This is a genomic window from Pseudofrancisella aestuarii (genome assembly GCF_003574475.2).
GTDB classification, from domain to species: Bacteria; Pseudomonadota; Gammaproteobacteria; order Francisellales; family Francisellaceae; genus Francisella; species Francisella aestuarii.
Genome location: NZ_QLIS02000002.1, coordinates 288,491 through 313,124, shown reverse-complemented (window position 1 = coordinate 313,124; position 24,634 = coordinate 288,491). Strand labels below are relative to the sequence as shown.

Below are 24,634 nucleotides of genomic sequence, written 5' to 3'. Positions count from 1 at the left end.
GCCTATAATGTTTTCTTATAGTTATTATATAACTCTCTCGCTTTATATTTATTACCACCATAAACTATTCTATATTTAGTAACACCTTGTCTTGGATTCTGCTCCATATTTATACCAATATAATAAACATCAGGCATTTGCTCTTTAGGCTTAACTACTATCATCCCAGAACCTTTTTGCTGATATTCTTGAACTAATGGATATCCATTATCCTTTAGAAACTTAAGCATAGCTTGATATCTTTTCTCAAAATCATCTCCAGGTAAAGCTATATCTTGATCAGGATTATTAGCCGCACTAAAAGTTATGTCAGTCACGATATTACTATGCTTTTTTACCTCTTGGCTCTCTACCTCTGACTCCATATCCATTCTATCCCAGTGCTGTTTCATATCAGCAAATCTTTCTTTAGTATCACACGAGCTTAACAAAGCAACTGATAATATGATTAAAATGAAAAGCTTTATTTTATTCATTTCTTTTCCTCAGTTTAAATAATTGACCCTATAAAATACCCAATTACAACGACTATTCCTGAAAGCGCCAAAAATATACTTAAAGCATTTTTCCTGTAAGAAATCATTCCTTTTGATCTATAAATTATAAATAACGGCAAGAAGAAAATCATCAAAGCAATACACGGTGCAGTTAACTGACCAAGTATCGATACTATTGATGGATTAAATATAGATGCTAACCATAGAGTTATAAATATAAAGAATACAACAAATATATCAGTTGCTATTGCTGATTGTTTTCTAATAACTTCTGTATCTTTATGCACTATCTGAATAATTATACCTCTTAAAGCTTCTCTTGTTCCTAGATAAACTCCTATAAATGAGCTTACTATCCCAGCCACCGCTATTAAAGGAGCTGCATAATCAAAAGCTCTCATTTTATAAACACTTGCCACTTTAGTTAATATTGTTTGATTACTTGCCACAGCAGAACTAATCTCTTCAGGATGTAATGACATTATTGTAGAAAATGTAAAAAACATAGTAAAAAACAATATCAGAACAGTTCCTATTCTTATATTTTTATAGGCTTTAATTTTAGCTTCACTCTCACTAGTAGATTCTTGTTTATAAAATAAACACATTTCAGAAATAGATTGACTGAAATTCATAGAAAATACCAAAATTGGTATAACCATTATTAATCCCTTAATAATAGCCATAAAGTTAAAAGATGATGAAGTTATAAATGATAAATTCCAGCTTGGGATTAAAGCTACAGAAACCAATAAAAGAGCAATTACTAAAGGGTAAATAACATAAGACATTACTCTTAAAACCATTTTCTTACCAAGCTCTACAACTATAATTAAAATTAAAAATATAAAAAAACTAAACCAAATTGAGCTATAAAGATGATCACTACCTAAGTGTAAAACATAGAGTAAATGTGAAAATGCTATAGGCAAAGAAATAGCATAAGCCAAAACTACTGTATAGCAACTTAAAAGGTAAATTATAGTTGAAATAAAGGCTCCAAAAGAACCTAATTCTTGGCTAAAAACCTCTGTTAGACCAACTTGTTTATCTGGGTGACTCATTACTAAAGATGCAACATTCTTTTCTGCAAAGAAAATCATTGGCAAAACCAATATCGTTGCTATTATTAATGGAATAAAACCGCTTGCTGATGCTTGTAGTGGTAAAAATAAAATACCTGCTCCAACAGCTGTTCCAAATAATACAAATATCCACTGAAGGTCAACTTTACGCATAATCATCCCTTTAAAATATTACCTATAAAAAATTATATAGCTTTTCAATGTCTCACTCAAAGGATATATTTATTATCTTCACCTTTATTTATTAAGTCATAACAAATAAAATATTAATAATTTTTATTTCAATGAGATAAATATGGTAAAAACAGCTAGTAGTAAACGCTGGGTAGAAGAGCATAATTCTGATTACTATGTAATGCAAGCAAATAAACTTGGCTATAGATCAAGGGCAAGCTTCAAAATCAAAGAAATTCAGGAAAAATATAATATTTTCAAAAATAATATGCTTGTTGTTGACCTTGGGTCTGCTCCTGGTGGTTGGTCACAAATCATTGTTGATTATGTCGGTGAAAAAGGAAAAGTTATTGCCTTAGATTTACTAGATATGCCTCCACTACCTGGAGTTGACTTTATTCAAGGTGATTTTTCGTCAGATGATACTTTTGAAAAACTAAATGAACTTGTAAACTCTAGAAAACTAGATTGTGTTGTTTCTGACATAGCTCCCAATATGAGTGGTAACAAAACTTCTGATCAAGCTAAATCCATCTATCTTCTAGAATTGGCTCTAGACTTCTCTATCAACAACTTAAAAGATAATGGAACATTTGTAGCCAAAGTTTTTCAAGGAGCAGGTAGCGATGAATTTATAAAATTAGTTAAAGAAAACTTTAAAAAAGTTTCAATATTTAAACCAAAATCATCTCGTCCTAGATCAAGAGAGTTTTATTTTATAGCACAAAATCTAATTAGCTAAATTGCTTTTCTTCCTACTTTTCCATAATCACCGACGTTTGATCTTATTAATTTTGTAATAAAAATAGCTGGAAAAAGCATAAAAAAAACTATCACAAAAAAGCCTTGATAACCTACAAACTCTTGTAACACCCCACTCAATATCTTAGGAAACATAGTGGCAAACAACATTGCTCCGGCAAAAAATGAGTAATGTGCTGTTTTATACTCGCTATTCTTTAGCATAAAGTAATTAAACATAATGCAAGATGTGTAACCCACACTAAAACAAAACTGCTCCACAGCTATGCAACTTAAAACAACAGAGTGATCTGATATATGAAAATAAGCTAGTAAAACATATAAAATATTAGGGATATTTACTAAAGCCAACATCCAATAGATACAAGCATAAAATCCTTTTTTATATATGATATATCCACCTAACAGTCCTCCAATAACTATAGCTAATGGAGATATTGTCCCATACGCAAAGCCAACAAATGTATTTGATAAAGCTAGCCCACCCTTACTTGTTGAATCTATTAAAAATAGCGGAAGAATAGCTGACACCATACTTTCTGATAATTTAAAAAAGAATATGAAAAGAAGTCCTAAAACCAATCCCTTAATTTTAAAAAAAGAAACATAAATATTTACAAAATCTTTAATGATATCTTTTAAAGCGTAATTATCTTTTATAGTCTCATCTTTAGGTAAGGCACTCTTATGATAGACTCCTATAAATATACATATAACGCCAAATACCGCTAAACAAAAACTCCATGCACTAAAATAATTGCCTACATAACCATAAATAACTCCACATAGCATTACTAGAAAGCCACTTGCAAAGATTTTACCTACATTATATGAAGCACTTTGTAACCCAACAAAAAATGATTGTTCTGCTGGCTTTAACTCCATAATATAAAACCCATCTACCGCTATATCATGACTAGCTGAAATAAAAGCTATCATACTAGCAACTAGCAAACTAAATATAAAAAAATTTGGAGATTTTATTGCTATTGCCATTATTATAAGAAGGCACCCAATCAAAACTTCAGTAATATATATCCATTGTTTCTTTGTGAAAAAAATATCTATCAAAGACGCCCAGAGAGGTTTCACTACCCAAGGCAAAACAAGTATCCCTGTATAGAAAGTTATCTCTGCATTTGATATACCAAAGTTTTTATACATTATCCCTAAAGAAATCATTATTATTGTTCCTGGAAAACCCTCCATAAAGAAAACAGATGGAACCCAAAACCAAGGATTATTGAAATTTATAATTTTTCTCAAAGCATTTATCCTACAAAGTTTGCTTTTACAAACTGCCGACATAAAAATATATTAACATAAAACTTTACTGTAAAATTTATGTCTTAAAAACGTTTTGCCATGCTTATTAATTTACATTTTATTACTAGCTAGAATAAAATGTTTTATGTCAGAGAGATTATTTAAGGGATAAATTTATGTCTCATTTTGATATGTTAGTAAAACTTTATGATTTGGATCTAGATTTTAGCTTTATTGAAGAGCAGAAAAAGAAAGGAATCGAGATAAGAAAACCAATAGGTCCAGAAAAATCTTTTGTTCTTGAATGGATTGAAAAACAATTTAGTATATTTTGGAGAAATGAAGCTGACATAGCTTTCAACAATAACCCAAGGTCTATATTTATTGCCATCAAAGACAAAAGCATTATAGGATTTGCTTGCTATGATGCAACCGTTTTAAATTTCTTTGGTCCTACTGGAGTATCTGACAAATGTAGAGGCTTAGGAACGGGGAAAGCCCTTCTTATTGCTTGTATGCTAGATATGAAGCTTAAAGGCTATGCTTATGCTGTTATAGGAGCAGTTGGACCAGCAGAGTTCTATAAAAAAGCTTTAGGTGCTATAGAGATTAAAGACTCCTGGCCTGGAGCATATAACAATATGATAAGAAATTCAGATTAAGAATTATGCCTCCATAAATTAAAAATTTTCTCAGCTAAAACTTTGTGAGCCTTTGTTGTTGGATGACAATAATCCCAGCAAATATGAGTCTCTGGATCTCTGATAACTTTTATATCGTATTGAATATTACCTAAAGAATTTGCTCCACCATAACTATCAACACATACATCTGTAGCATTTTCAAAACCATATTTAGCAGGATTTTGAATACAGTCATTAAGCAAACTATAAAAATCAAAAAGCTTTATATTTACTTCTGGGAACATCACTTGTAAATCAGAAATTCTATTCTGTAATAAATTATTTTGAATTTTTATATTCATTTGCAAATATGATTTAAAAAACTTACCAACCCAATTAGCCAAATAATCCTTATATACTGGAGCTAACGTTACATCAGGAACATTCCAAACGATTATATTTCTTGCACCCATTTTTATCACTTTTCTAGCAATCATTCTTAGATCTCTTGCCACCCTAAGCTTAGCCAATAGGTTTAAGTAAGGAACCTCATTATATACAGTAAATAAGAAATTATTTGCTCCACCATTTATAACAACTAAATCATCTTTTTTAAACCTACCCTCTTCATTTTCAAATCTAGTTAATTGGTTTGAAACAGGGAATGAGTGATATCTTAAAAGAGAACTAGGATTTGCTCCATGAGTTAATGCTCCGCCAATAGCATAACTCTTATGCTCAACAGTTGCTACTTTATTATCTTCAGCTATCATTTGAGCTAAATACTCTGTTGAAGTAAGTCCATTTGAGAATCTTCCTCCATGATAAGGCTCTTGAGGTATATCTAAAGTTTTTATAAGATTACCAGTATCTAATAAACTATCTCCAAAAATAACCAATCTATTTATCATCATCTTTTTACCTATAATTAATATTCAAAAAAATTAGCCATCCACTGGCCTATAACTAAACTATTATCTCGAATTCTTAAGCTGTCTAAAGCATGTTGGAATTCACTTTTAATTTGTTCCTCATACTCTCTCATTAAAGCATGATTATGAACTTTTAACATTTCAGGATGAGCTTGTATTCCTAAGACCTGATCTTTGTAACTAAATATCTGAACCTCACAATAATCACTAGTACCTATAAGCTCAGCATCTTTAGGTAACTCAACTACCATATCTTGATGATAAAATAGCAAGTTCAAATATTTGTAATAGGGAGACATCCAAACCTTATGGTTAAGAATCTTAACTGTTCTAATACCAACAGCAAATCCATTTTTTGATCTCTCAACCCTTCCACCTAATGCTTCCACTAACACTTGATGTCCAAAACATATTCCAACTATCTTTTTACCTTCATCTAGAATTTCTCTCACTCTAGCTTTAAGCTCTTCAATCCACGGAAGCCTCTCGAAAGCTGTAGCTTTGCTTCCAGTTATTATAAAGCCATCATACTCGCAACAGTTCTCTGGATACTCTCCAACAGTTACATCAAAAATATCAAAATCAATAACAACAGAAAGTTTAAAGAAAAGATTAGCAAACATCTCAGGATAGTTACCTCCTGAAAATTCTTGTCTATGAGCAGGTATATGATCTGTCTGTAATATTGCTATTTTCATATTATTTTATTAATGCTTCAAATAACATCTTTTTAAAATCCTCAGTTATTTCAAAAGTATAGGTATGTGCTTTCGATGTTCCTTTTGAACCTTTTATTTTCAAAAGATTATCTTCTTTTACAATTTCTTTTATATTAATAACATCTAATTTTGTTGAATCAAAAACTAGACTTTTCTTTTTCCAATGCTCTCTATATCTTAATATTGCAGCGCGAAAGGATCCATTTATTTTATTACTTAATGCTTTTTCAACAAACTCATCCGCTCCCTCAGGCATCTCCTCTGCAAACTTTTTAAGTTCATATAAAGTTCTAACATCTTCTACTATATTTTTATCAACGAGTTCTCGAATGTTTTCTTTAGCGTCAGAGATTTTTAATCTCATAGATATCCAACCAGAATCCCTACCTAAAACCTTTGCTATATCTGACTTCTTAACTTTTCTGTTTTCTATCAATTCTTTTAGTGCATCAGCCTCTTCAAAAGGTGACACATTTTCTCTTTGATCATTCTCTAAGAGCTGTAACAATAAAATATTTACATCAGATTCTTCTTCTCTAAGGATGCATGGAATAGTTTCTAATCCTGCTTCTTTAGATGCTAAGTATCTTCTCTCACCAGCTATAATATGATGTATGCCATCATACTTTTTTGCTGTAATAATAATTGGTTGTATAACCCCATTTTCCTTAATACTTTTAGCTAAAGAATCTATATTTTTGAAAATTTTCCTAGGCTGTTTAGCATCTGGCTTAATTATACTTAACGGTAACTCTAATAATGAGCCAACCTTACTAGCTTGCTGGTTCAATTCTTGAAGCTGCATAGCTCTCAAAATATCTTTTTTTTCTTGTCCAACAGTATCATGAACTCTTTTATCAACTTTTCTATCAAGTAGAGAAACTTTTTTAGCCATTTACTTCTCCAAAAAATTCAGCAACCTCTTTTGCTAACTTTCTTACTTGAGAATGAGGTTTGCTATTTTTCGCATAGTCACCAATATATGCTCCTTCAGCCTCAGCTTCGATAAACTTAACACTTTGTGAAACAAAACTTTCAAAATAGTGGCCATCATTCTCAAAAAATTCCATTAAACTCTTAGACATGTTTGATGCCATCTGAACCCTATTTGCAAAAAATCTATAAGGCTTATCAGCTGTTAATGCTAAATCCTTAGCTTCTATCAATCCAGATAAATCCATACCACTTGGAGAACATGGGATAACTATTAAATCTGATAATAGTGCCGATTTTAAAGCGGCAGTTTGAAAATTTGGCGGAGTATCTATAACTATAAAGTCAAGATTAGGTTTTAATTCTATAATTTTTTCACGAACATTTTTTTCATCAAGACTATATACAAAATTTACATTTGAATCATTTTTTGTCATCCACATATAAGCATCCGGCTTATCTTTATCCATATCTACAATCGCAACTTTATAACCAAGTTCTTGTAATCCACATGCCAAATTAACAGCAGTAGTAGTTTTACCTGAACCACCTTTTTGCTGTAAAAGTGAAATAACTTTTGCCCTTTCTGACATTTTAAAATACCCTAAAATAACTTAAACGAATAAAAAACACTTTGAAATTATAATCTATATTTAATAGCTATAAAACCACTTACTTTACAACTTTTATGTATTAACTATTGATAAGCTGGTTTATTTCTTATATTTTATTGTGGCTAATAGAACATAGATTTCATAAAAGATAATTTCAAACTTAAAGGTTTAAAAACACATAATGGCAAAAAACTTAGTGATCGTAGAGTCCCCTGCGAAAATCAAAACTATACAGAAATATTTAGGAAAGGATTTTGACATACTGGCATCATTTGGCCATGTTAGAGAAATACCTTCTAAAGATACTTCAATAGATGTTGAAGATGATTTCAAAATTAAATATGTTGTAAATGACAAAAGTAAAAAACACATAGATGCTATAAAAAAAGCAGCAAAAAATTCTGAAAATATCTATCTTGCTACCGATCCAGATAGAGAAGGAGAAGCCATATCTTGGCATGTGCAAGAAATATTAAAGAATGCAAAACTGCTTAAAGATAAAAAAGTCTATAGAGTTACATTTAATGAAATAACTAAATCGGCTGTCACAAATGCTCTAGCAAATCCTAAAGAATTATCAATGTCATTGGTAAATGCTCAAAAAGCTAGACAAGCTTTAGACTTTTTAGTTGGATTTAACTTATCTCCTTTACTTTGGAGAAAAATTACTAGTGGTTTATCAGCTGGTCGAGTACAAAGCCCCGCTCTTCGAATGATTGTTGAAAGAGAGATAGAGAGAGAAGAGTTTGTAAAAAAAGATTACTGGAGCATTACTGCAGAATTACAAAAAATAAAACTTTTTACTGCTGGGCTTACAGAATTTGATAATAATAAAGTTGAACAATTTACTTTTACTACAGAAAAAACTGTAGAGTCTGCAAAAACAAAAATAGCTAAAGATGCTAATGGTTTTCTTATAGTTGATGGAATTGCCGAGAAAAAAATTCGTAGGAATCCATATGCTCCATTCACAACATCTACTTTAATGCAAGAAGCATCTAAAAAACTTGGCTTTAATGCAAAAAGAACAGCTTCAGTAGCTCAAAAATTATATGAAGGTAAAGATGTAGGTAATGGAGAATCTGTAGGTTTAATTACATATATGAGAACAGACTCAACAAACTTATCTCAAGATGCTCTAAATGATATTCGTGGATTTATTGAACAAAAATATAATTCAGACATGCTTCCATCTAGCCCTCGTATTTTTACTAAAAAAGCTGAAAACGCTCAAGAAGCACATGAGGCTATCCGAGTAACAGCAGCTGCTCGCGAACCAGAGATGATAAAACAGTATCTAACAGCTGATGAATATAAACTTTATACTTTAATATGGAAAAGAACCATGGCATGCCAAATGAAACATGCCACATTAAATAGTACATCTATTGATCTTACTACAGAAAACAAGAAACATAAGTTTAAAGCCACTGGTACAGTTATTGTTGATGCCGGCTTCCTAAGCGTTTATCAAGCAGAAAAAGATGAAGATGAAAAAGATGAAGATGACGGGGTGATACTTCCTAAAGTTGAAGAAGGACAGAAAATTCCTTTAAATGATATCATTATAAAAGCTCACTCAACCGAACCACCTCCAAGATATACAGAGGCATCTCTAATTAAAACGTTAGAAAAGTATGGAATTGGTCGTCCTTCAACTTATCCTGTTATCATATCCACACTACAGCAAAGAGAGTATGTTGATACTGATAATAAAAGGTTTATCCCAACAGACAAAGGTCGTGTAGTAAATAAATTTTTAACAGAATATTTCAAAAAATATGTTGAATATTCATATACAGCGGGGCTTGAAAAAGAACTTGATGAGATTGCTCAAAATAAGAATGATTACTTAAATGTTTTAAATGCTTTTTGGAAACCATTTATAGAAAAAATTGGAAAAATCTCTGAAGAAGTTTCAAGAAAAGATGTAGTTCAAGAGGAATTAGATGAAGATTGTCCAGAATGTGGAAGTAAGCTTTCACTAAGGTTAGGTAAAAATGGTCGCTTCATTGGTTGCACCAACTACCCTACTTGCAAATATACTCGTCCATTAGAAAATAGCTCAACAGAGAAAAAAGAAGAAAAACCTGAGCCAACAGTTGTTGCAGATAGAAAGTGCCCAGAATGTGGCTCTGACTTACATATAAAACAAGGCAGGTATGGAAAATTCATAGGATGCTCTAATTATCCAAAATGTAAACATATGGAGCCTTTAGAAAAACCTAAAGATACTGGAATAGTTTGTCCAAAGTGCAATAAAAACCACATCGTAGAAAAAAAATCTCGTAAAGGGAAGGTATTCTACGCATGTGATGGTTTTCCAAAATGTAAAAATGCTTACTGGTATCCTCCTATAAATGAAAAATGCCCTAAATGTAATTATCCAATCTTATTACATAAAACGACTAAGAAGGATGGCGAGCAAAAAGTTTGTGCAAATGAGGAATGCGATTTCACAGTTTCTTTATGATTATACAATTTAATTGATACTAAAATTTTTAAAAAAATGCTAGGATTTTAACTAATAAGCAAAATAGATAAAAAAATGAAAAATAATTTTAAAGAAAACCTATTGGAAGCAAAAGATCTTCTCAAATCAGAGAAAGCTTATAATTTCTCTATACCCAAATATTTACAATTGAAATACACCTTTATTCCTTTAGCTATAGTAATTATTCTTACATTTTTTTATATTGACACTCCTGTTGAAAAAATGGTTATTAACCTACCTATCGAGTTTACATATTTCTTTAAAAAAATTACAGATTTTGGAAAAGCTGCTTGGATAATAATAACTTGTGTAATAATTATTATATGTAGACTATTTACAGATACTGAAAGATTAGAAGAGAGAACTTCAAATCTAATGAATACTTCAACTTTATATGCTAGCTTTATTTTAGTCAGCGTAAGTATTAGTGGTATTATAGGGCAAATTATAAAATCTATCATAGGTCGAGCGCGCCCTTCTCTATTTGAGCAATATGGAAGTGCATATTTTCATCATTTTAATTTTTTTGATGCTCCTTTTGCTAGTATGCCTTCTGGTCACTCAACTACGATAGGAAGCCTATTTGTTTGTTTATTTTTTATATTCCCTAGATTTAAATATCTCTGGATAGTTTTAGCAATTTTCTTTGCTGCCTCAAGGATTTTTGTAAGGGCGCACTATCCTAGTGATGTTATTTTTGGCTTAGCTTTAGGCTCTTATACATCGATTTATCTCTATTATTGGTTAAAAAACAGAAAACTTATCTAATATTTCTCCAAAAATAAGATAAATTTGATATCATAATGAAATACATTTTCATACACCTCTAATTAACGTGGCTACGACATTAATAGATGGAAAAGGTCTTTCAAAAAAGTTGAAAGATAGTCTTTCACAACAAGTTCAAGAATACATAAAAAATACAAATATAACTCCTAAGCTAACAGCAATTATTGTTGGCAATGATCCAGCTAGTGAAGTTTATGTAGGATCAAAAGCAAAATCTTGCGCCCAAGTAAAAATAGACTCTGATGTTATAAAGCTTCCGGAAGAGACTACAGAAAAAGAGCTTTTAAAAAAAATTGAAGAATTAAACAAAAATAAAGATGTTCATGGGATACTTGTGCAACTTCCTTTACCTAAACATATAGATACTCAAAAAATCATATATGCTATTGCTGTTGAAAAGGACGTTGATGGGTTTCATCCAAACAATATAGGAAAACTACAAATTGGAGACCCAACAAGAATAGAACCCTGCACTCCTAAAGGCATTATGACAATGCTAAGAGAATATGATATAAATCTTATAGGAGCTAATGCAGTTGTCATTGGTGCTAGCAATATTGTTGGAAAACCTATATCACAGATGCTTCTAAATGCTAAAGCTACTGTTACCACATGTAATAGTAAAACCAAAAACCTTACTGAGCATACAAAAAATGCTGACATTATAGTTGTTGCAGTTGGAAAGGATAAATTCTTAACTGCGAATATGGTAAAAGAGGGTACTGTAATAATTGATGTAGGGATAAATCGTGTAAATGGTAAAATATGTGGTGATGTTGATTTTGAAAAAGTTAAAACAAAAGCAGCTGCAATAACTCCTGTTCCAGGTGGAGTTGGTCCAATGACTATTACAGAACTTTTATATAACACTTTCGAGTGTTGCAAGAACCAAAATAAGGAATAAACTAAAATGTCTAGCTTAAGATATGAAGATGCTGGGGTAAATATAGAAGCAGGTAATGAAGCTGTTTCAAAAATGAAAGAGCATGTAAAAAAAACTTTCACTCCAAATGTTCTTACAGGTTTAGGAAGTTTTGGTTCTTTATACTCTCTAAAAGATATTTTAAACAACTATAAAGATCCTGTTTTAGTTCAATCTATTGATGGTGTGGGCACTAAAACTAAAGTTGCTGTAATGTGTAATAAATTTGAAAACTTAGGTTATGATTTGTTCTCTGCTGCTACAAACGATATTATCGTAATGGGCGCAAAACCAATAACTTTCCTAGACTATGTGGCTCATGACAAACTAGATCCAAATGTTATGGAAGAGCTCATAAAAGGCATGTCAAAAGCTTGTGGCGAATGTGGAGTATCTCTAGTTGGCGGCGAAACTGCAGAAATGCCAGGTGTTTATATGCCTGGTGAAATCGACATGGTTGGTGTAATCACTGGCGTTGTCGAGAAAGATCATATAATTGATGGCAAAAACATTAAAGAAGGTGATACTGTATTTGGTCTAACATCTTCTGGTCTTCATACAAATGGTTACTCTTTTGCTCGTAAACTATTTTTTGATGTTGCTAAAAATAAACATACTGATACATATCCTGAATTTAATGGCACAAGTATTGGAGATATTTTACTTGAGCCGCATATAAACTATACAAACATAGTTCATGACTTTTTAGAAAGTGGCGTAGAGATCAAGGGAATGGCTCATATTACTGGTGGTGGATTTATAGAGAACATACCAAGAGTACTACCTGAAAGCTTAGGCGCAAAAATATATAAAGATAGTTTTGAAACTCCTGCTGTTTTCAAAGTTATGCAAAAAATAGGTAATATTTCAGAATTTGAGATGTACCGCTCATTTAATATGGGAATAGGATTAACTATTATTGCTTCTGAAAATGAGTATCCTAAACTAGCACAAATAGCTCAAAAGTATACTAATACAAGACTTCATAAAATAGGAACTATAACTAACAAAGCTAAGGTGGAAATTATCTAATGTTCAATAGCAACATTATTAAACAAAACATAAGTAACTGTCTTAAAGAAACGAGCTTACCTATAAAAAATAAATATTCTGGAAAAGTCCGAGATATGTATTTTACAGATGATTTAAGTATATTGGTTTCGACAGATAGACAATCCGCTTTCGATAGATCTTTAGGGTTTATACCATTTAAAGGTCAAGTACTTGCCCAAACATCTGTTTGGTGGTTTAAGCGCACAAGGCATATTGTTAAAAACCACCTTATAGACTCTCCAGATCCAAATGTTATTATTGCAAAGAAATGCAAAGTTCTTCCTATTGAGTTTGTTGTACGAGGATATATTACTGGCTCTACTTCAACGTCTCTTTGGACACATTATGAAAAAGGTGAAAGAGATTATTGTGGAAATCTTTTACCAGAAGGCTTAGTTAAAAACCAAAAGCTTCCTGAAAATATTCTAACTCCAACAACTAAAGAAGCTGATCATGATAGACCTATTTCAGCGATTGATATAGTCAAGGAGGGTTGGTTAACTCAAGAACAATGGGATTTTACATCTAAAAAAGCACTAGCTTTATTTGAGTATGGACAAAGAAAAGCCGAAGAACATGGTTTAATCTTAGCTGACACAAAATATGAATTTGGAATAGATGAGAAAACTGGCCAAATATTATTAATAGATGAGATTCATACTCCAGATAGTTCAAGATTTTGGCTCAAAGATAGTTATGAATCTCATTTAAGACAAGGGTTAGAACCTGAAAATATAGACAAAGAATTCTTTAGATTATGGTTTGCTAAACACTGCGATCCATATAATGATAAAGAACTCCCTCAAGCTCCTGAAAAATTAGTTATCGAACTATCACAGAAATATATAAAGCTATATGAAATGATCACAGGGAAAACATTTATTCCACCACGTTCTAACATTAGCATTAATACTAGAATATTTACTAATGTTCTGAATTATTTAAATAAAGGAAATAACAACAAATCAATGTTAAATATTCTTTTAATTGGATCAGGAAGTAGAGAACATGCGATCGCAAAAGCGATAAAAAACAGCAAAATTGAAAATAATCTTTTTTGTCTAAGTGGCGCTATTAATCCTGGTATAGAGAAACTTACTAGTGGCTATAAAGTAGCTAATGTATGTGATATAGATACTATTAGCTCATATGCTGATAAACATGAAATTGATTTAGCAATTATTGGACCAGAAGCTCCTTTAGAAGCTGGTGTAACAGATGCACTAAAAGCAAATGGTATAAAAGTTGTTGGTCCAACTAAAGATCATGCACAGCTAGAAACATCAAAAGGTTTTACTAGAGGTTTAATAGAAGAGTATAAAATTGGTGCAAACCCTTTCTTTAAAAGATTTAACTCTATGGAAGGAGTCAAAGAAACTCTAAAACAATATGAAAAACAGTTTGTAATTAAAGCTGATGGTCTATGTGGCGGTAAAGGTGTTGTTGTTTGGGGTGACCACATTAAATCAATGGATGAAGCTATCAAACATTGTGAGTCACTTGTAAAAGAAGGTGCTGAATTTGTAATCGAAGAAAAACTAGTCGGCGAAGAATTTTCTCTAATCTCATTTACTGATGGGAAAAATTTCATTCATATGCCCGCTGTACAAGATCATAAACGCGCGCATGAGGGAGATACTGGCCCAAATACTGGAGGTATGGGCACATATTCAGATGCTAATCATTCATTACCTTTCTTATCTGACAGTGATATAGAAAGAGCTAAAGAAATTAATGAAAAAGTAGCTCAAGCTTTACATGATAAGTTTGGCACTCCATATCAGGGTATTCTATATGGAGGCTTTATGGCAACTATCAATGATACTAAAGTTATCGAATATAATGCTCGTTTTGGTGACCCAGAAGCAATGAATTTGCTTACTCTGCTAGATAGTGACTTTGTTGAAATCGCTCAAGCTATCACTGAAGGAACTCTAAACAAAGTAGAAGCAAGTTTTAAAAACCAAGCAACAGTTTGTAAATATCTAGTTCCTTTAGGCTATCCTAATAGATCTGTTAAAAATTTTGAAATTGATATTTCACAATGCCCTAAAGATGTAGAGCTTTTCCTTGGAGCTGTGGATTATAAAGATGGTAAATTAATTGGTACAGGATCAAGAGCAATTGCAGTTCTAGGACTTGGAGACACAATTGCTGAAGCAGAGAAAAAAGCAGAAAATGGAATAAAAAATATTTACGGGAAATTATTTCATAGACCAGATATAGGTACAAAAGATCTTATAAACAAAAGAATTAAGCATATGAATTTACTTAGAGGCAATAAGTACAAGGAAATAAAATAGTTATGGCCAAATTAAATCTTGTAATATTAGGCTCTACAAGAGGGTCAAATATGCAAGCTATAATAGATGCTATCCAAAATCAAGAGCTTAACGCCCATATATCTCTTGTCATATCTAACAAAAAAGATGCTTATATTTTAGAAAGAGCAAAATCTAACAACATAGAAAATATCTTTATTTCAGCTAAAGATAAAACTCGTGAAGAGTATGACAAAATAGTAGCTAATGAAATAAATAAATATCAGCCTGATCTGATCCTTCTAATAGGATATATGAGAATTCTAAGTAAAGATTTTGTTAACTCTTTTAAAAACAAAATTCTAAACATCCACCCTTCTTTACTTCCAAAACATCCTGGATTAATGGATTTAGCTGTACATCAAGCTGTTATTAATGCTAAAGATGAAGAAACTGGATGCACTATACACGAAGTTACAGAGGAAGTGGATAGTGGTAAAATTATCCTACAATTAAAATGTAAAGTTGATAAATCTGACTGTGCAGAAGAACTAAAAGAAAAAGTTCAAGAACTAGAAAAAAAGGCTTGGATACAAGTTATAAAGAACTGGAAAAAGGAAAATTAAAATGAGTGTAGATGTTGGCGTTATTATGGGCTCAAAATCTGACTGGAGTACTATGAAAGAATGCTGTGATGTTCTTGATCAGTTAAATATTAAATACGAATGTGAAGTTGTATCTGCACATCGCACTCCAGACAAAATGTTTTCTTATGCTGAAACAGCAAAAGATAGAGGAATTAAAGTGATTATTGCTGGAGCTGGTGGTGCAGCTCACTTACCAGGAATGGTGGCCGCTAAAACTTCCTTACCTGTATTAGGTGTACCAGTTAAATCAAGCACTCTAAATGGTCAAGATAGTTTACTATCTATAGTTCAAATGCCTGCTGGCATACCAGTTGCGACATTTGCTATTGGCATAGCAGGAAGTAAAAATGCTGCCCTTTTCGCAGCTAGTATTTTACAACACACAAATAAAGAGATTGGGAAAGCTTTGGAAAAATTTAGATATAATCAAACCCAAACTGTTTTAGACAATCCAAACCCAAGAGAAGAATAATTTATGAAAGTTGGAATTATTGGTGCTGGACAACTTGCTAGAATGCTTAGTATAGCAGGCACTCCATTAGGTATAGAATTTCATTGTTTAGGAAAAGAGACTGACTGTGCTAATGATGTTTCAAAAAGTGTAAAAGATATTCCATTAGAGAATATAAATGAAGTTGTTGAATGGACCAAGCAGTTTGATGTAATAACTTTTGAAAACGAAAATATTAGCCATGAATTAATTAAAGCTATAAATCATGATATAAGCGTTCACCCTTCTGCTAAGGCTATTGCCATATCTCAAGATAGATTATTAGAGAAATCTTTTATGAGAGATCATGACATTCAAACCGCTGTCTTTGAAAATATTGGAAGCTTAGAAGATCTAGAACTTTCTGTAAAAAATCATGGCTTACCAGCAATTATAAAAACTCGTAGATTTGGCTATGATGGTAAAGGTCAATTTATAATTAAAAAACAATCTGATGTTTCTTTAGCATGGGATGCTTTAAAAGATGCTCAAGATGGGCTTATTTATGAGAAGTTTGTTGATTTTCAGTTTGAAGTATCTCAAATATGTACAGCTGATATTAAAGGCAATATAGCTTTTTATCCTCTAACAAAAAATACTCATGAGAAAGGTATACTTATTGAGTCTCATGCACCTTATATTAATGACAAATTAACAGAACAAGGACAAACCATAGCTAAGAAAATTGTCAAAGAACTTAATTATGTAGGTACTCTTGCCATAGAGTTCTTTGTCTGTAATGAAAAATTAATTGTTAATGAAATTGCTCCTCGTGTCCACAATAGCGGACACTGGACTATAGACGGCTCTATAACCTCTCAATTTGAAAATCATGTTAGAGCAATTGCTGGTTTAATACTTGGTTCAACAGAAAGTAAAGAAACTATAATGCTTAATTGTATTGGTGCAATGCCGACTAATAAAGATCTCTCCTCTTTAGATAAGGTCAAAATACATAACTATAATAAAAGTTCACGCAAGGGTCGCAAGGTTGGACATTTAAATATAAATATTTCAGATGAGACAGCCAAATATCAGCTTCTACAAGCGAAAAAGCTTATTAAGCTTTCATAAGATTTTTAGATATGCAAAAATCTATAAAGCTATCTTTTAGCATTTTGATAACTTTAATGTTACAGTCATGTCTACATAGCAATGCTAAAACTCTTAAATGTGCAGATAAAAATACTAATGATGAAGTAAATGCTCTTTTTAAAGACATACAAACAACTCTTGAAAGCAAATATAATCAAAAAGTAAAAATAAGTCGTAAATCTTATGATTATGATTCATATTTTTGGGGTAATTGTTGGGCGACCATGTGTGGATATAACATATATGGTAAGTATTCACTAACAGCAATCCTTTCTGACCATCCTGAATCTCCTATGCATATAACATTCAATGACAATAGCTGTAGTATAGATGTTCAAGGTGCTACAAAAAAGGAGTGGCATAATGATTTTATATCATTTTTAGATAATGATGCTGCAGAATATATGTTTTGCAACAATGTCGCTCTTTTTTTTGAAAATCGAATTTCTGAAAAAGACTTTAGCGATATTCCCAAATACATAACAAAAGCCACAAACTATTGTGATAGTATTAATCAAAGTAATTTTTATAAATATGATGAAAAGAAATATTACTTTATAAAATATGTATACAAAATCATATCTGAAAATAATCTTGAATATATTGCTGATAATAATTTACAAATAAGTGGTGCCTCCAATGATAATACATATGGAAGAAATATGTATAAATACTATTCAAATACTGTTAAAAATAGCTTTCAAAATCAGATATCGAAATCCAACCCGAAATTTAATGGTAAATATATAAAAGTTGACTTTAGCACTGAATATAATTTTAAAGATTCTAATAAATTTGCATCCATAGATGGAAATAATCATTATCAAATAAAAAATACTGTAAGAATTGAAAATAAAACCCCAAAAGAAATAGGAGACCTTCTAAACACTGTATATAAAATAGTTACATATGCTAAATTAAATAACATAGAAAATATACGGATTGAAATTGGTAGTGAGTTTATTCTTGACGCTGCAAATGATAGTAATCCTGGTGACTATGTTATAAGTATAAATACTAAAAACCTCAAAACATCTTCTATAAAAAATATCGAAGATTTATATAAATATGTAACAGTAAGAGCAAACATCAAAAAAGCTGAAAAACAAGGAAAAGGTTCCTTCGTAAACTATATATATGAATCTAAAAATATAAGAGACACCCGTCTACTACAGCTAAACTAATCATCTTTCCTATACAAATTTAATTTAACATTTGTATTTGATAAGCAACTTTTTATACTTTTTTTGCCATGCAAAAAGTATGTCGCTAAAGCTTATGGAGAAAGTAATGAAAACACCTAAATTTGAAAAGCTGACTTGATCCAGTTTAGGTCTTTATTATTAATAGCCACAACATCAAAACGACAATCATAACTAAGATATTGCTCATTTTGTTGAAAAAATATCTGTGCAGTATTTATGATTTTTTGTTGCTTTGTAGCATTAACCATTTCTTCGGCACTGCCAAAGCTTTTTGACTTACGATATTTTACTTCAATAAAAACTAAAGCTTCTTTATCTAAAGCAATGATATCTATCTCACCATGTGGTAGAGCTTTATAATTTTGAATTAGAATTTTTAAGCCTTTATGTTGCAAAAAACTTACGGCTAAATTTTCTGCCTTAGCTCCAACTTCAGTTTTCAGCATCTGATTCCACTATGTCTCAATAAAGCCTCTTCACTAGGTTTCCTACCCATAAAAGCCACAAAATTATCCATAGCATCACGTGATGAACCTTTAGATATAATATTATCTAAAAGCTCTTGCCCAACCTGCTGAGAAAAAACTCCCTCTTCTTCAAACCTTGAGAAAACATCCGATGATAAAATCTCTGCCCATTTATAACTATAATAACCAGCCGCATATCCACCTGCAAAAACATGTGTAAATCCATTTTGAAACTTATTATAAACTGGAGGTTTTAATAAGCCTATCTCGGCTCTTACTGTATCAAGTTCTTTCTGAACATCATCAACAGAAGTAATCTTTTTTCTATGGATATTCATATCGAACACACCAAACTCTAATTGACGAACCATCATTAATGCAGAATGAAAATGCCTAGCCCCAACGAGTTTGTCTAATTGTTCTTTTGTTAATTTAGACCCATCTCTAGCACCAGATATTAATTCAATACCCTCTTTACACCAGCAGAAATTCTCCATAAACTGACTTGGCAATTCAACAGCATCCCACTCCACGCCATGAGTACCAGATATAGAAGGTACTCCGACTACAGATAAAATATGATGTAATGCATGACCAAATTCATGAAACAAAGTAACTGCATCACTATGAGTTATATTAGAGCCATCATCTGAAGGTGGCATAAAATTACAATTCACGTATGCAACAGGTTTTTGTCTTGAGGAACAACTTTTAATATAAGATGTTCGAGACCCATCCATCCATGCGCCACCACGCTTACTATCTCTAGCAAAGAAATCACAAATAATGCTCCCTATTAATTCACCATTCTTACTAAAATTAAATATTTTTTCTTCTGGAGTATATTTAGGTTCTTTTAAATCTTCTTTAATATCTAAACCATATATATTATTTAAAATAATGAATAAGCCATTTAAAACTTTTTCTAAAGGAAAATACTTTCTAAGCTCCTCTTCTGTAAAATCAAATTTATCTTTTTTTAGTTTTTCAGAAAAAAATGCCAAATCCCATGGTTTGATCTCTTCATTAAAGCCACATTTCTTAGCATATTCTTTTAGCTCATTTAACTCTTCTTTAGCCTGATTCTTTGACTTTATTAAGAGGTTCTCTAACAGCTCTAGCACTTGCTCTGGAGTTTCAGCCATTTTTGTAAATAAAGAATACTCAGCATAATTATCAAACCCCAAAATTTGAGATTTTTCTAACCTTAATGAAAGTATTCTCTCGATATTATCATCATTATTAAACTTAGGATCATCAAAATACTTAGATGCCTTAGTACAGTATGCTTTATAGAAAGTCTCTCTTAAGTTTCTATTATTTGCTTGTTGCATTACTGCCAGATATGTTGGAATATCTAAACCCAGCATATACTTTTCAGAGATTTCTCTTGCTTTAGCTTTCTTTTCGGCTGACTTTATAACATTACTAGATAGTCCATCTAGCTCTTTCACATCATTAGTTTTATAACTCCAAGACATAGTTGCATCCAAAACATTATTCTCGAACTTACTATTTAGCTGAGCTAGCTCTTGGCTTATTTCTTGCAAGCGCTGTCTTTTACTTTCCTCTAAATCCACACCAGACTTTTCAAAACCTATTAATGCTTTTTTTATAGTCTGTTTTTGTTCAGAATTAAGCTCTATTTCATTTATCAGCTTATAAAAATTATAAAGCTCTTTATTTTGTCCAAGCTTTGTATAATACTCTGTAACTTTGGCAACAGCATATTCATAATCTTTCCGTAATTGCTCTGAGTTACAAACAGCATTCATGTGCGCAATAGATGAAAATACTTGTGTTATCTTTTCATCAACCTCTTCTAACTTCTGTAACTCACTCCATTTCTTAGATGAATGTTTAAGAACATTCTCAACGGCTTCTTGAGCTTTCCCTAGAACAAAATCAACAGCGCCCTTTACTTCCGAATCTTTAAAATCCGCTAACTTTGGTAAGCTAGACTCAACTAACAAGGAATTCATAAAATTCTCCAAATATTTTTTTGCAATAAAAACTATATATATTCTATACTTTAGATATAAGATTGCATCATAAAAACATCAAGGTATTTATTATTATGATGAGTTTCACAGAAGAAAAATTTGATACGCCAATTTTCTTTAATGAATATACGAAAGGATTATTTAAATTAAATATTGGTAATTTTACCAATACTTTAATTTTATCAAGAGAGTCAATATTGAGCTCTGACAATAAAATAGAAACTGTAGAGGATATAGTTACAGACCATTTAGATCTATTGCTTAAAACAAATCCTGAAATAATTCTTATTGGAACAGGTCAAAAACAAACATTGCCTCCTATAGAGATAATGAATTATTTAGCTAAATATGGTAAAAATTTAGACTTTATGGACAGTAATACTGCTTGTAAAACATATAATCTTTTAGCTAATGAGAATAGAAGTATTGGTTGTATAATTATTATTTAACCTAAGAATTATTTATTTACTTTTTCTCTTTTTATAATTAAGTTTAATGTTATAATCATTGTAGAACCTTTTAGGGATAAATTGGTTCTAAATTAATAAAACCTGGAATTAAAAGGAGTTATCCTATGAATAAAACAATTAAATTAAGTTTTTTATTAACTTCATTATTAGCTTTAGCAGGATGTTCTACAGTAGGTGGAGATAACAATGCTAAAGATACAAATAACGATGGTTCTCAAGCTGTTGCAACTACTTCAACTACTGGTGAACCTACTGCAAAAGTTAAATTAAACAAAAATAATAAAGATGAAATAATTGCTAAAATTTGGACAACATACAATGGAAATCCAGAAGGTAGTGTTAAACTACACTGGCAAGCACCTACTGGTACTGGTTGTTATGATACTCAGTTCCCTATCACTAAATATGGTGAATCAAAAGATATGACTTGGGCAACTGTTGAACTTAAGCAAGGAGATAAATACTGCACAGGTACTTGGACAGCTAGCGTAATGTTTGATGGTAAAGCAATCGCTACAGACTCAATAACTATCAAATAAAATCATATAACTTTATATCTTTCATTCTTTACTTGTCTCTACATGTAATTTATACTTATCTTTGAATTTAATAGTTAACCGAATAAGAGGTTACCTTTATGAAAAGGTTTTTTACAATTTCACTTGTAGCAATTATATTTTTAACTGTTACCAGTTGTGCTTCTGACATTGATTCTAAAATAGTTCAACTGCAACAAACTCAGCAAAATATGAACGATAAAGCATCTCAAGATCTAGATGATGCTAAAAATTTAGAAGCTAAAGCCTCTAAACTTAGAAATACCGCTGATAGAAAACAAGCTCAAGTTGATGCTATAGATGCTCGAGTTAGAGATTTATTAAAAGCATATAGAGAACTTGAAGACCAAACTAGTGATGATGCAATCAATTTCAGAGAAAGAATAATTGATGAGGCTCAGAGTGCTATCAAACTTCAAAAAGAAGTAAACAGTTACAAAGATCAAGCTGATGAAGCTGATAAAGAAGCTAGTGATTTAAAAGCAACTGCTGACACAGAAACTAAAGAAGCTCAAAAAGTTGGTGACCAAATTAAAACTCTTGAATTAAGTAAAAAAAATTAAATTTAGGTAAAAAATGAAAAATAGTTTTGTAATATTTGTCTTTCTTTTATCAACACTAGGTTTAGGTGGCTGTAGCACCTATAATTCTTTTGTAGATTCTTTTTATAACGACAGTGATGGAGTACAAGTAAACTCCGACACAAATACCGTAGAAAATCCTGATAATGATGGTGAGGATACTACTGCTGATGACCCTAATGCTACAATAACTTTAGCTTATAATAAGAATCTGCACTCTATAGATGCAAAAATAATTACTAACTGGAACGGAGCTCCTCAAGGATCTGTTTACTTATCTTGGGAAACCCCAGAGGATACAAGTTGTTATAACACAGCCTTCCCAATAGCAAAATTTAGAGAAGTAGAAGACTACTCAACAGATTCCCAAAGTGTTCTATATAATGATCAAATATGTGCTGGAACTTGGAAAGCTATAGTTACAGATAAGTCAGATGGCTCTGTCTTAGCTAGCTCAACGATAAAAATCCTTTCAGAATAATCTTTTCTATCATTATTATAAAACTTTTTATACACTAAACTTATAAAGTAAACTCTCCAGTCTTAAAATGCTTCAATATATAAGAAAAATACAACTTGATGATTTAATTTTTTATTTTTTATCTATTCTTTTATTTACGATTTTCTTAATACCTTATAGAGAATATGTCCCAATGAATATTGTTATAAATAATATTTCAGGAGGCACGAAATATTTAAATGACATTATTTCAGCAAACAAGAACCTTTTCTTTGAAAGGTATGCCCTCTTATTTTATGGAACATCATTTGCCTTACTATTGATTCTTTTTAATAAAAGAATTCTTCAAGAAATACTTATAAGGATTCTTAATTTCAAAAAAATAATTAGAATTTCTATAATTTTATTCTTTATATTTGGCTTTATTTCAACTGCATTTGCAATATCGCCATCAATAGCTTTTAAAGGGGTTAGCTTCACTCTTGCTATGCTAATATTAAGCATTTTTATAGCAAATTATATTCAACAAAAGCCTGAAAAAATAAAACATCTTTTTATTATAATTCTTTTATCTATAATCTTTTATGGGGGAATGCTATTCCTGCAGCTATCTTTATCAAACTTCTCTATTTATGGCCCGACTGTAGCAGGCAATATACAAGAAGTACTACTATTTACCTATAACACCTTAAACCCAAGATTTCTAGACAACTATTTTTCTTGGTTTGTTCCTTTTTTACTTTTGCCATGGTTTATGAATTATAGACCAGTTCTAAAAATAGGTGCCTTTTTAGCTCTTTCGATAATATGGTTTGTGGTTATAAATCACGCATTCAGAACTATATTTTTAGAATATATAATCATATTTATATTCTTAGCTATCATTGATAGGAGATTATTAGTAAAAATATTTACTCTAATAATTCTATCATTATTAGTTGGATCTTTAATAAATTTAGGAATACATGATATTGTATTAGTACAAGAAAATAAATCAGTAGTAACAATTTTAAGAGATAGTGATAGCGGTAGGCTTTTAGTCTGGAGAGAAGCTTTTATAATAGGGCTAGAACATCCTATAACAGGTATTGGTCAATGGAATTATTTAGCTGCCACCAAAACAACTGCTGGATATCCTCATAATCTCTTTTTAGAAGTATGGTCTCAATGGGGTATACCAGCCTTTATATGTTTTATGGTAGTCGTTATTACTTCTGTTAAATTTACTTTTAACAACTTAAAAAATATATTAGCTAATAAACCTTACAATATTTTCCTCTTAATGTTAATTGCAGGAATGATAGACGGAATGTTAAATGCTATGTTTAAAACATCTTTAGGACTTCTAGGTTCTATATTTGTTTTTGGACTGTGTATGTCATTCGATAAAATAAAAGAATTTTCTAAAAAACCTCTATCATCTCAAATACTTATATTAAGAATGATAATTATTACTATTATTTTCTCAATAATTATAATTCCTCTAATATGGAAACCTTTATGGATATAATAAAAGAGTATTGAGTTTTTATAAA

The 24,634-nt window shown here is 31.0% G+C and carries 25 protein-coding genes; 16 read left to right on the top strand and 9 right to left on the bottom strand.

The window, feature by feature from the left end; translation table 11 throughout:
* Positions 1-2: 2 nt before the first annotated feature.
* Both DNK87_RS05650 and DNK87_RS05645 read right to left on the bottom strand, forming a co-directional pair.
* Positions 3-476: a hypothetical protein gene (locus DNK87_RS05650; RefSeq protein WP_119329912.1), complete on the bottom strand. Its 474-nt coding sequence runs from the start codon at positions 474-476 to the stop codon at positions 3-5.
* Positions 477-490: 14 nt separating this feature from the next.
* The gene (locus DNK87_RS05645) at positions 491-1,735 is read right to left on the bottom strand and encodes an amino acid permease (RefSeq protein WP_159240235.1); all 1,245 of its coding nucleotides are present in this window, start codon (positions 1,733-1,735) and stop codon (positions 491-493) included.
* A gap of 142 nt (positions 1,736-1,877) precedes the next feature.
* Between DNK87_RS05645 and DNK87_RS05640 the strand changes: the two genes are divergently transcribed.
* Complete coding sequence (locus DNK87_RS05640) at positions 1,878-2,498, top strand: RlmE family RNA methyltransferase (RefSeq protein ID WP_119329910.1); 621 nt, start codon at positions 1,878-1,880, stop codon at positions 2,496-2,498.
* Here the strand turns inward: DNK87_RS05640 and DNK87_RS05635 are convergent.
* Positions 2,495-3,784, bottom strand: coding sequence for an MFS transporter (locus DNK87_RS05635; RefSeq protein WP_159240233.1), 1,290 nt, complete (start codon positions 3,782-3,784; stop codon positions 2,495-2,497). The genes DNK87_RS05640 and DNK87_RS05635 overlap by 4 nt on opposite strands.
* Positions 3,785-3,960: 176 nt before the next feature.
* On the opposite strand from DNK87_RS05635, the gene DNK87_RS05630 reads away from it, so the two are divergent.
* The gene (locus DNK87_RS05630) at positions 3,961-4,446 is read left to right on the top strand and encodes a GNAT family N-acetyltransferase (protein WP_119329908.1); all 486 of its coding nucleotides are present in this window, start codon (positions 3,961-3,963) and stop codon (positions 4,444-4,446) included.
* Here DNK87_RS05630 and DNK87_RS05625 read toward each other — a convergent pair.
* Genes DNK87_RS05625 through DNK87_RS05610 form a run of 4 tightly spaced genes read right to left on the bottom strand, consistent with a single transcriptional unit; the run spans position 4,443 to position 7,584 of the window.
* A complete protein-coding gene (locus DNK87_RS05625; RefSeq protein ID WP_244614621.1) occupies positions 4,443-5,318 on the bottom strand; it encodes an SGNH/GDSL hydrolase family protein in 876 nt (291 codons plus the stop codon). The two genes, DNK87_RS05630 and DNK87_RS05625, sit on opposite strands and share 4 nt — an antisense overlap.
* A 17-nt stretch (positions 5,319-5,335) precedes the next feature.
* Complete coding sequence (locus tag DNK87_RS05620) at positions 5,336-6,037, bottom strand: glutamine amidotransferase-related protein (RefSeq protein ID WP_119329906.1); 702 nt, start codon at positions 6,035-6,037, stop codon at positions 5,336-5,338.
* 1 nt (position 6,038) lies between these two features.
* Positions 6,039-6,953, bottom strand: coding sequence for a ParB/RepB/Spo0J family partition protein (locus tag DNK87_RS05615; RefSeq protein WP_119329905.1), 915 nt, complete (start codon positions 6,951-6,953; stop codon positions 6,039-6,041).
* Positions 6,946-7,584 (bottom strand): ParA family protein, encoded by a 639-nt coding sequence (locus DNK87_RS05610; protein WP_119329904.1) that lies wholly within the window; start codon positions 7,582-7,584, stop codon positions 6,946-6,948. Before DNK87_RS05610 ends, DNK87_RS05615 begins: the two co-directional genes overlap by 8 nt.
* Positions 7,585-7,786: 202 nt before the next feature.
* On the opposite strand from DNK87_RS05610, the gene topA reads away from it, so the two are divergent.
* The 9 genes from topA to DNK87_RS05565 all read left to right on the top strand — a co-directional run bounded on the left by topA (position 7,787) and on the right by DNK87_RS05565 (position 18,540).
* Entirely contained in the window at positions 7,787-10,078 is a 2,292-nt protein-coding gene (topA, locus tag DNK87_RS05605; RefSeq protein WP_119329903.1) for a type I DNA topoisomerase, read from the top strand.
* Between the two features lie 75 nt (positions 10,079-10,153).
* Positions 10,154-10,867 (top strand): phosphatase PAP2 family protein, encoded by a 714-nt coding sequence (locus tag DNK87_RS05600; RefSeq protein ID WP_119329902.1) that lies wholly within the window; start codon positions 10,154-10,156, stop codon positions 10,865-10,867.
* A gap of 67 nt (positions 10,868-10,934) precedes the next feature.
* Positions 10,935-11,792, top strand: coding sequence for a bifunctional methylenetetrahydrofolate dehydrogenase/methenyltetrahydrofolate cyclohydrolase FolD (folD, locus tag DNK87_RS05595; protein ID WP_119329901.1), 858 nt, complete (start codon positions 10,935-10,937; stop codon positions 11,790-11,792).
* 6 nt (positions 11,793-11,798) lie between these two features.
* The gene (gene purM / locus DNK87_RS05590) at positions 11,799-12,842 is read left to right on the top strand and encodes a phosphoribosylformylglycinamidine cyclo-ligase (RefSeq protein ID WP_119329900.1); all 1,044 of its coding nucleotides are present in this window, start codon (positions 11,799-11,801) and stop codon (positions 12,840-12,842) included.
* On the top strand, positions 12,842-15,166 hold the full coding sequence (gene purD, locus DNK87_RS05585; RefSeq protein ID WP_119329899.1) for a phosphoribosylamine--glycine ligase: 2,325 nt from the start codon (positions 12,842-12,844) through the stop codon (positions 15,164-15,166). The genes purM and purD overlap by 1 nt, the downstream gene beginning before the upstream one ends.
* 2 nt (positions 15,167-15,168) lie before the next feature.
* The gene (purN, locus tag DNK87_RS05580) at positions 15,169-15,750 is read left to right on the top strand and encodes a phosphoribosylglycinamide formyltransferase (protein ID WP_119329898.1); all 582 of its coding nucleotides are present in this window, start codon (positions 15,169-15,171) and stop codon (positions 15,748-15,750) included.
* A gap of 1 nt (position 15,751) precedes the next feature.
* Positions 15,752-16,243, top strand: coding sequence for a 5-(carboxyamino)imidazole ribonucleotide mutase (purE, locus tag DNK87_RS05575; protein WP_119329897.1), 492 nt, complete (start codon positions 15,752-15,754; stop codon positions 16,241-16,243).
* A gap of 3 nt (positions 16,244-16,246) precedes the next feature.
* Complete coding sequence (locus tag DNK87_RS05570) at positions 16,247-17,335, top strand: 5-(carboxyamino)imidazole ribonucleotide synthase (protein WP_119329896.1); 1,089 nt, start codon at positions 16,247-16,249, stop codon at positions 17,333-17,335.
* Positions 17,336-17,346: 11 nt separating this feature from the next.
* Positions 17,347-18,540: a hypothetical protein gene (locus DNK87_RS05565; protein WP_119329895.1), complete on the top strand. Its 1,194-nt coding sequence runs from the start codon at positions 17,347-17,349 to the stop codon at positions 18,538-18,540.
* Positions 18,541-18,656: 116 nt separating this feature from the next.
* Here the strand turns inward: DNK87_RS05565 and DNK87_RS05560 are convergent, their stop codons facing one another.
* Positions 18,657-19,007 (bottom strand): YraN family protein, encoded by a 351-nt coding sequence (locus DNK87_RS05560; protein ID WP_119329894.1) that lies wholly within the window; start codon positions 19,005-19,007, stop codon positions 18,657-18,659.
* Entirely contained in the window at positions 19,001-21,010 is a 2,010-nt protein-coding gene (locus tag DNK87_RS05555) for a M3 family metallopeptidase (RefSeq protein ID WP_119329893.1), read from the bottom strand. The genes DNK87_RS05560 and DNK87_RS05555 overlap by 7 nt, the downstream gene beginning before the upstream one ends.
* Before the next feature lie 95 nt (positions 21,011-21,105).
* Here DNK87_RS05555 and DNK87_RS05550 point away from each other — a divergent pair, with 95 nt between their 5' ends.
* From DNK87_RS05550 to DNK87_RS05530, 5 genes are all read left to right on the top strand, one after another.
* Positions 21,106-21,480 carry an Mth938-like domain-containing protein gene (locus DNK87_RS05550; protein ID WP_119329892.1) on the top strand — a complete coding sequence of 125 codons (375 nt, stop codon included), beginning with the start codon at positions 21,106-21,108 and terminating at the stop codon, positions 21,478-21,480.
* Between the two features lie 125 nt (positions 21,481-21,605).
* Positions 21,606-22,040 carry a TUL4 family lipoprotein gene (locus tag DNK87_RS05545; protein WP_119329891.1) on the top strand — a complete coding sequence of 145 codons (435 nt, stop codon included), beginning with the start codon at positions 21,606-21,608 and terminating at the stop codon, positions 22,038-22,040.
* A gap of 98 nt (positions 22,041-22,138) precedes the next feature.
* On the top strand, positions 22,139-22,621 hold the full coding sequence (locus DNK87_RS05540; RefSeq protein WP_119329890.1) for a hypothetical protein: 483 nt from the start codon (positions 22,139-22,141) through the stop codon (positions 22,619-22,621).
* 13 nt (positions 22,622-22,634) lie between these two features.
* On the top strand, positions 22,635-23,120 hold the full coding sequence (locus DNK87_RS05535) for a TUL4 family lipoprotein (protein WP_119329889.1): 486 nt from the start codon (positions 22,635-22,637) through the stop codon (positions 23,118-23,120).
* Positions 23,121-23,187: 67 nt separating this feature from the next.
* A complete protein-coding gene (locus DNK87_RS05530) occupies positions 23,188-24,609 on the top strand; it encodes an O-antigen ligase family protein (RefSeq protein WP_119329888.1) in 1,422 nt (473 codons plus the stop codon).
* Positions 24,610-24,634 lie beyond the last annotated feature (25 nt).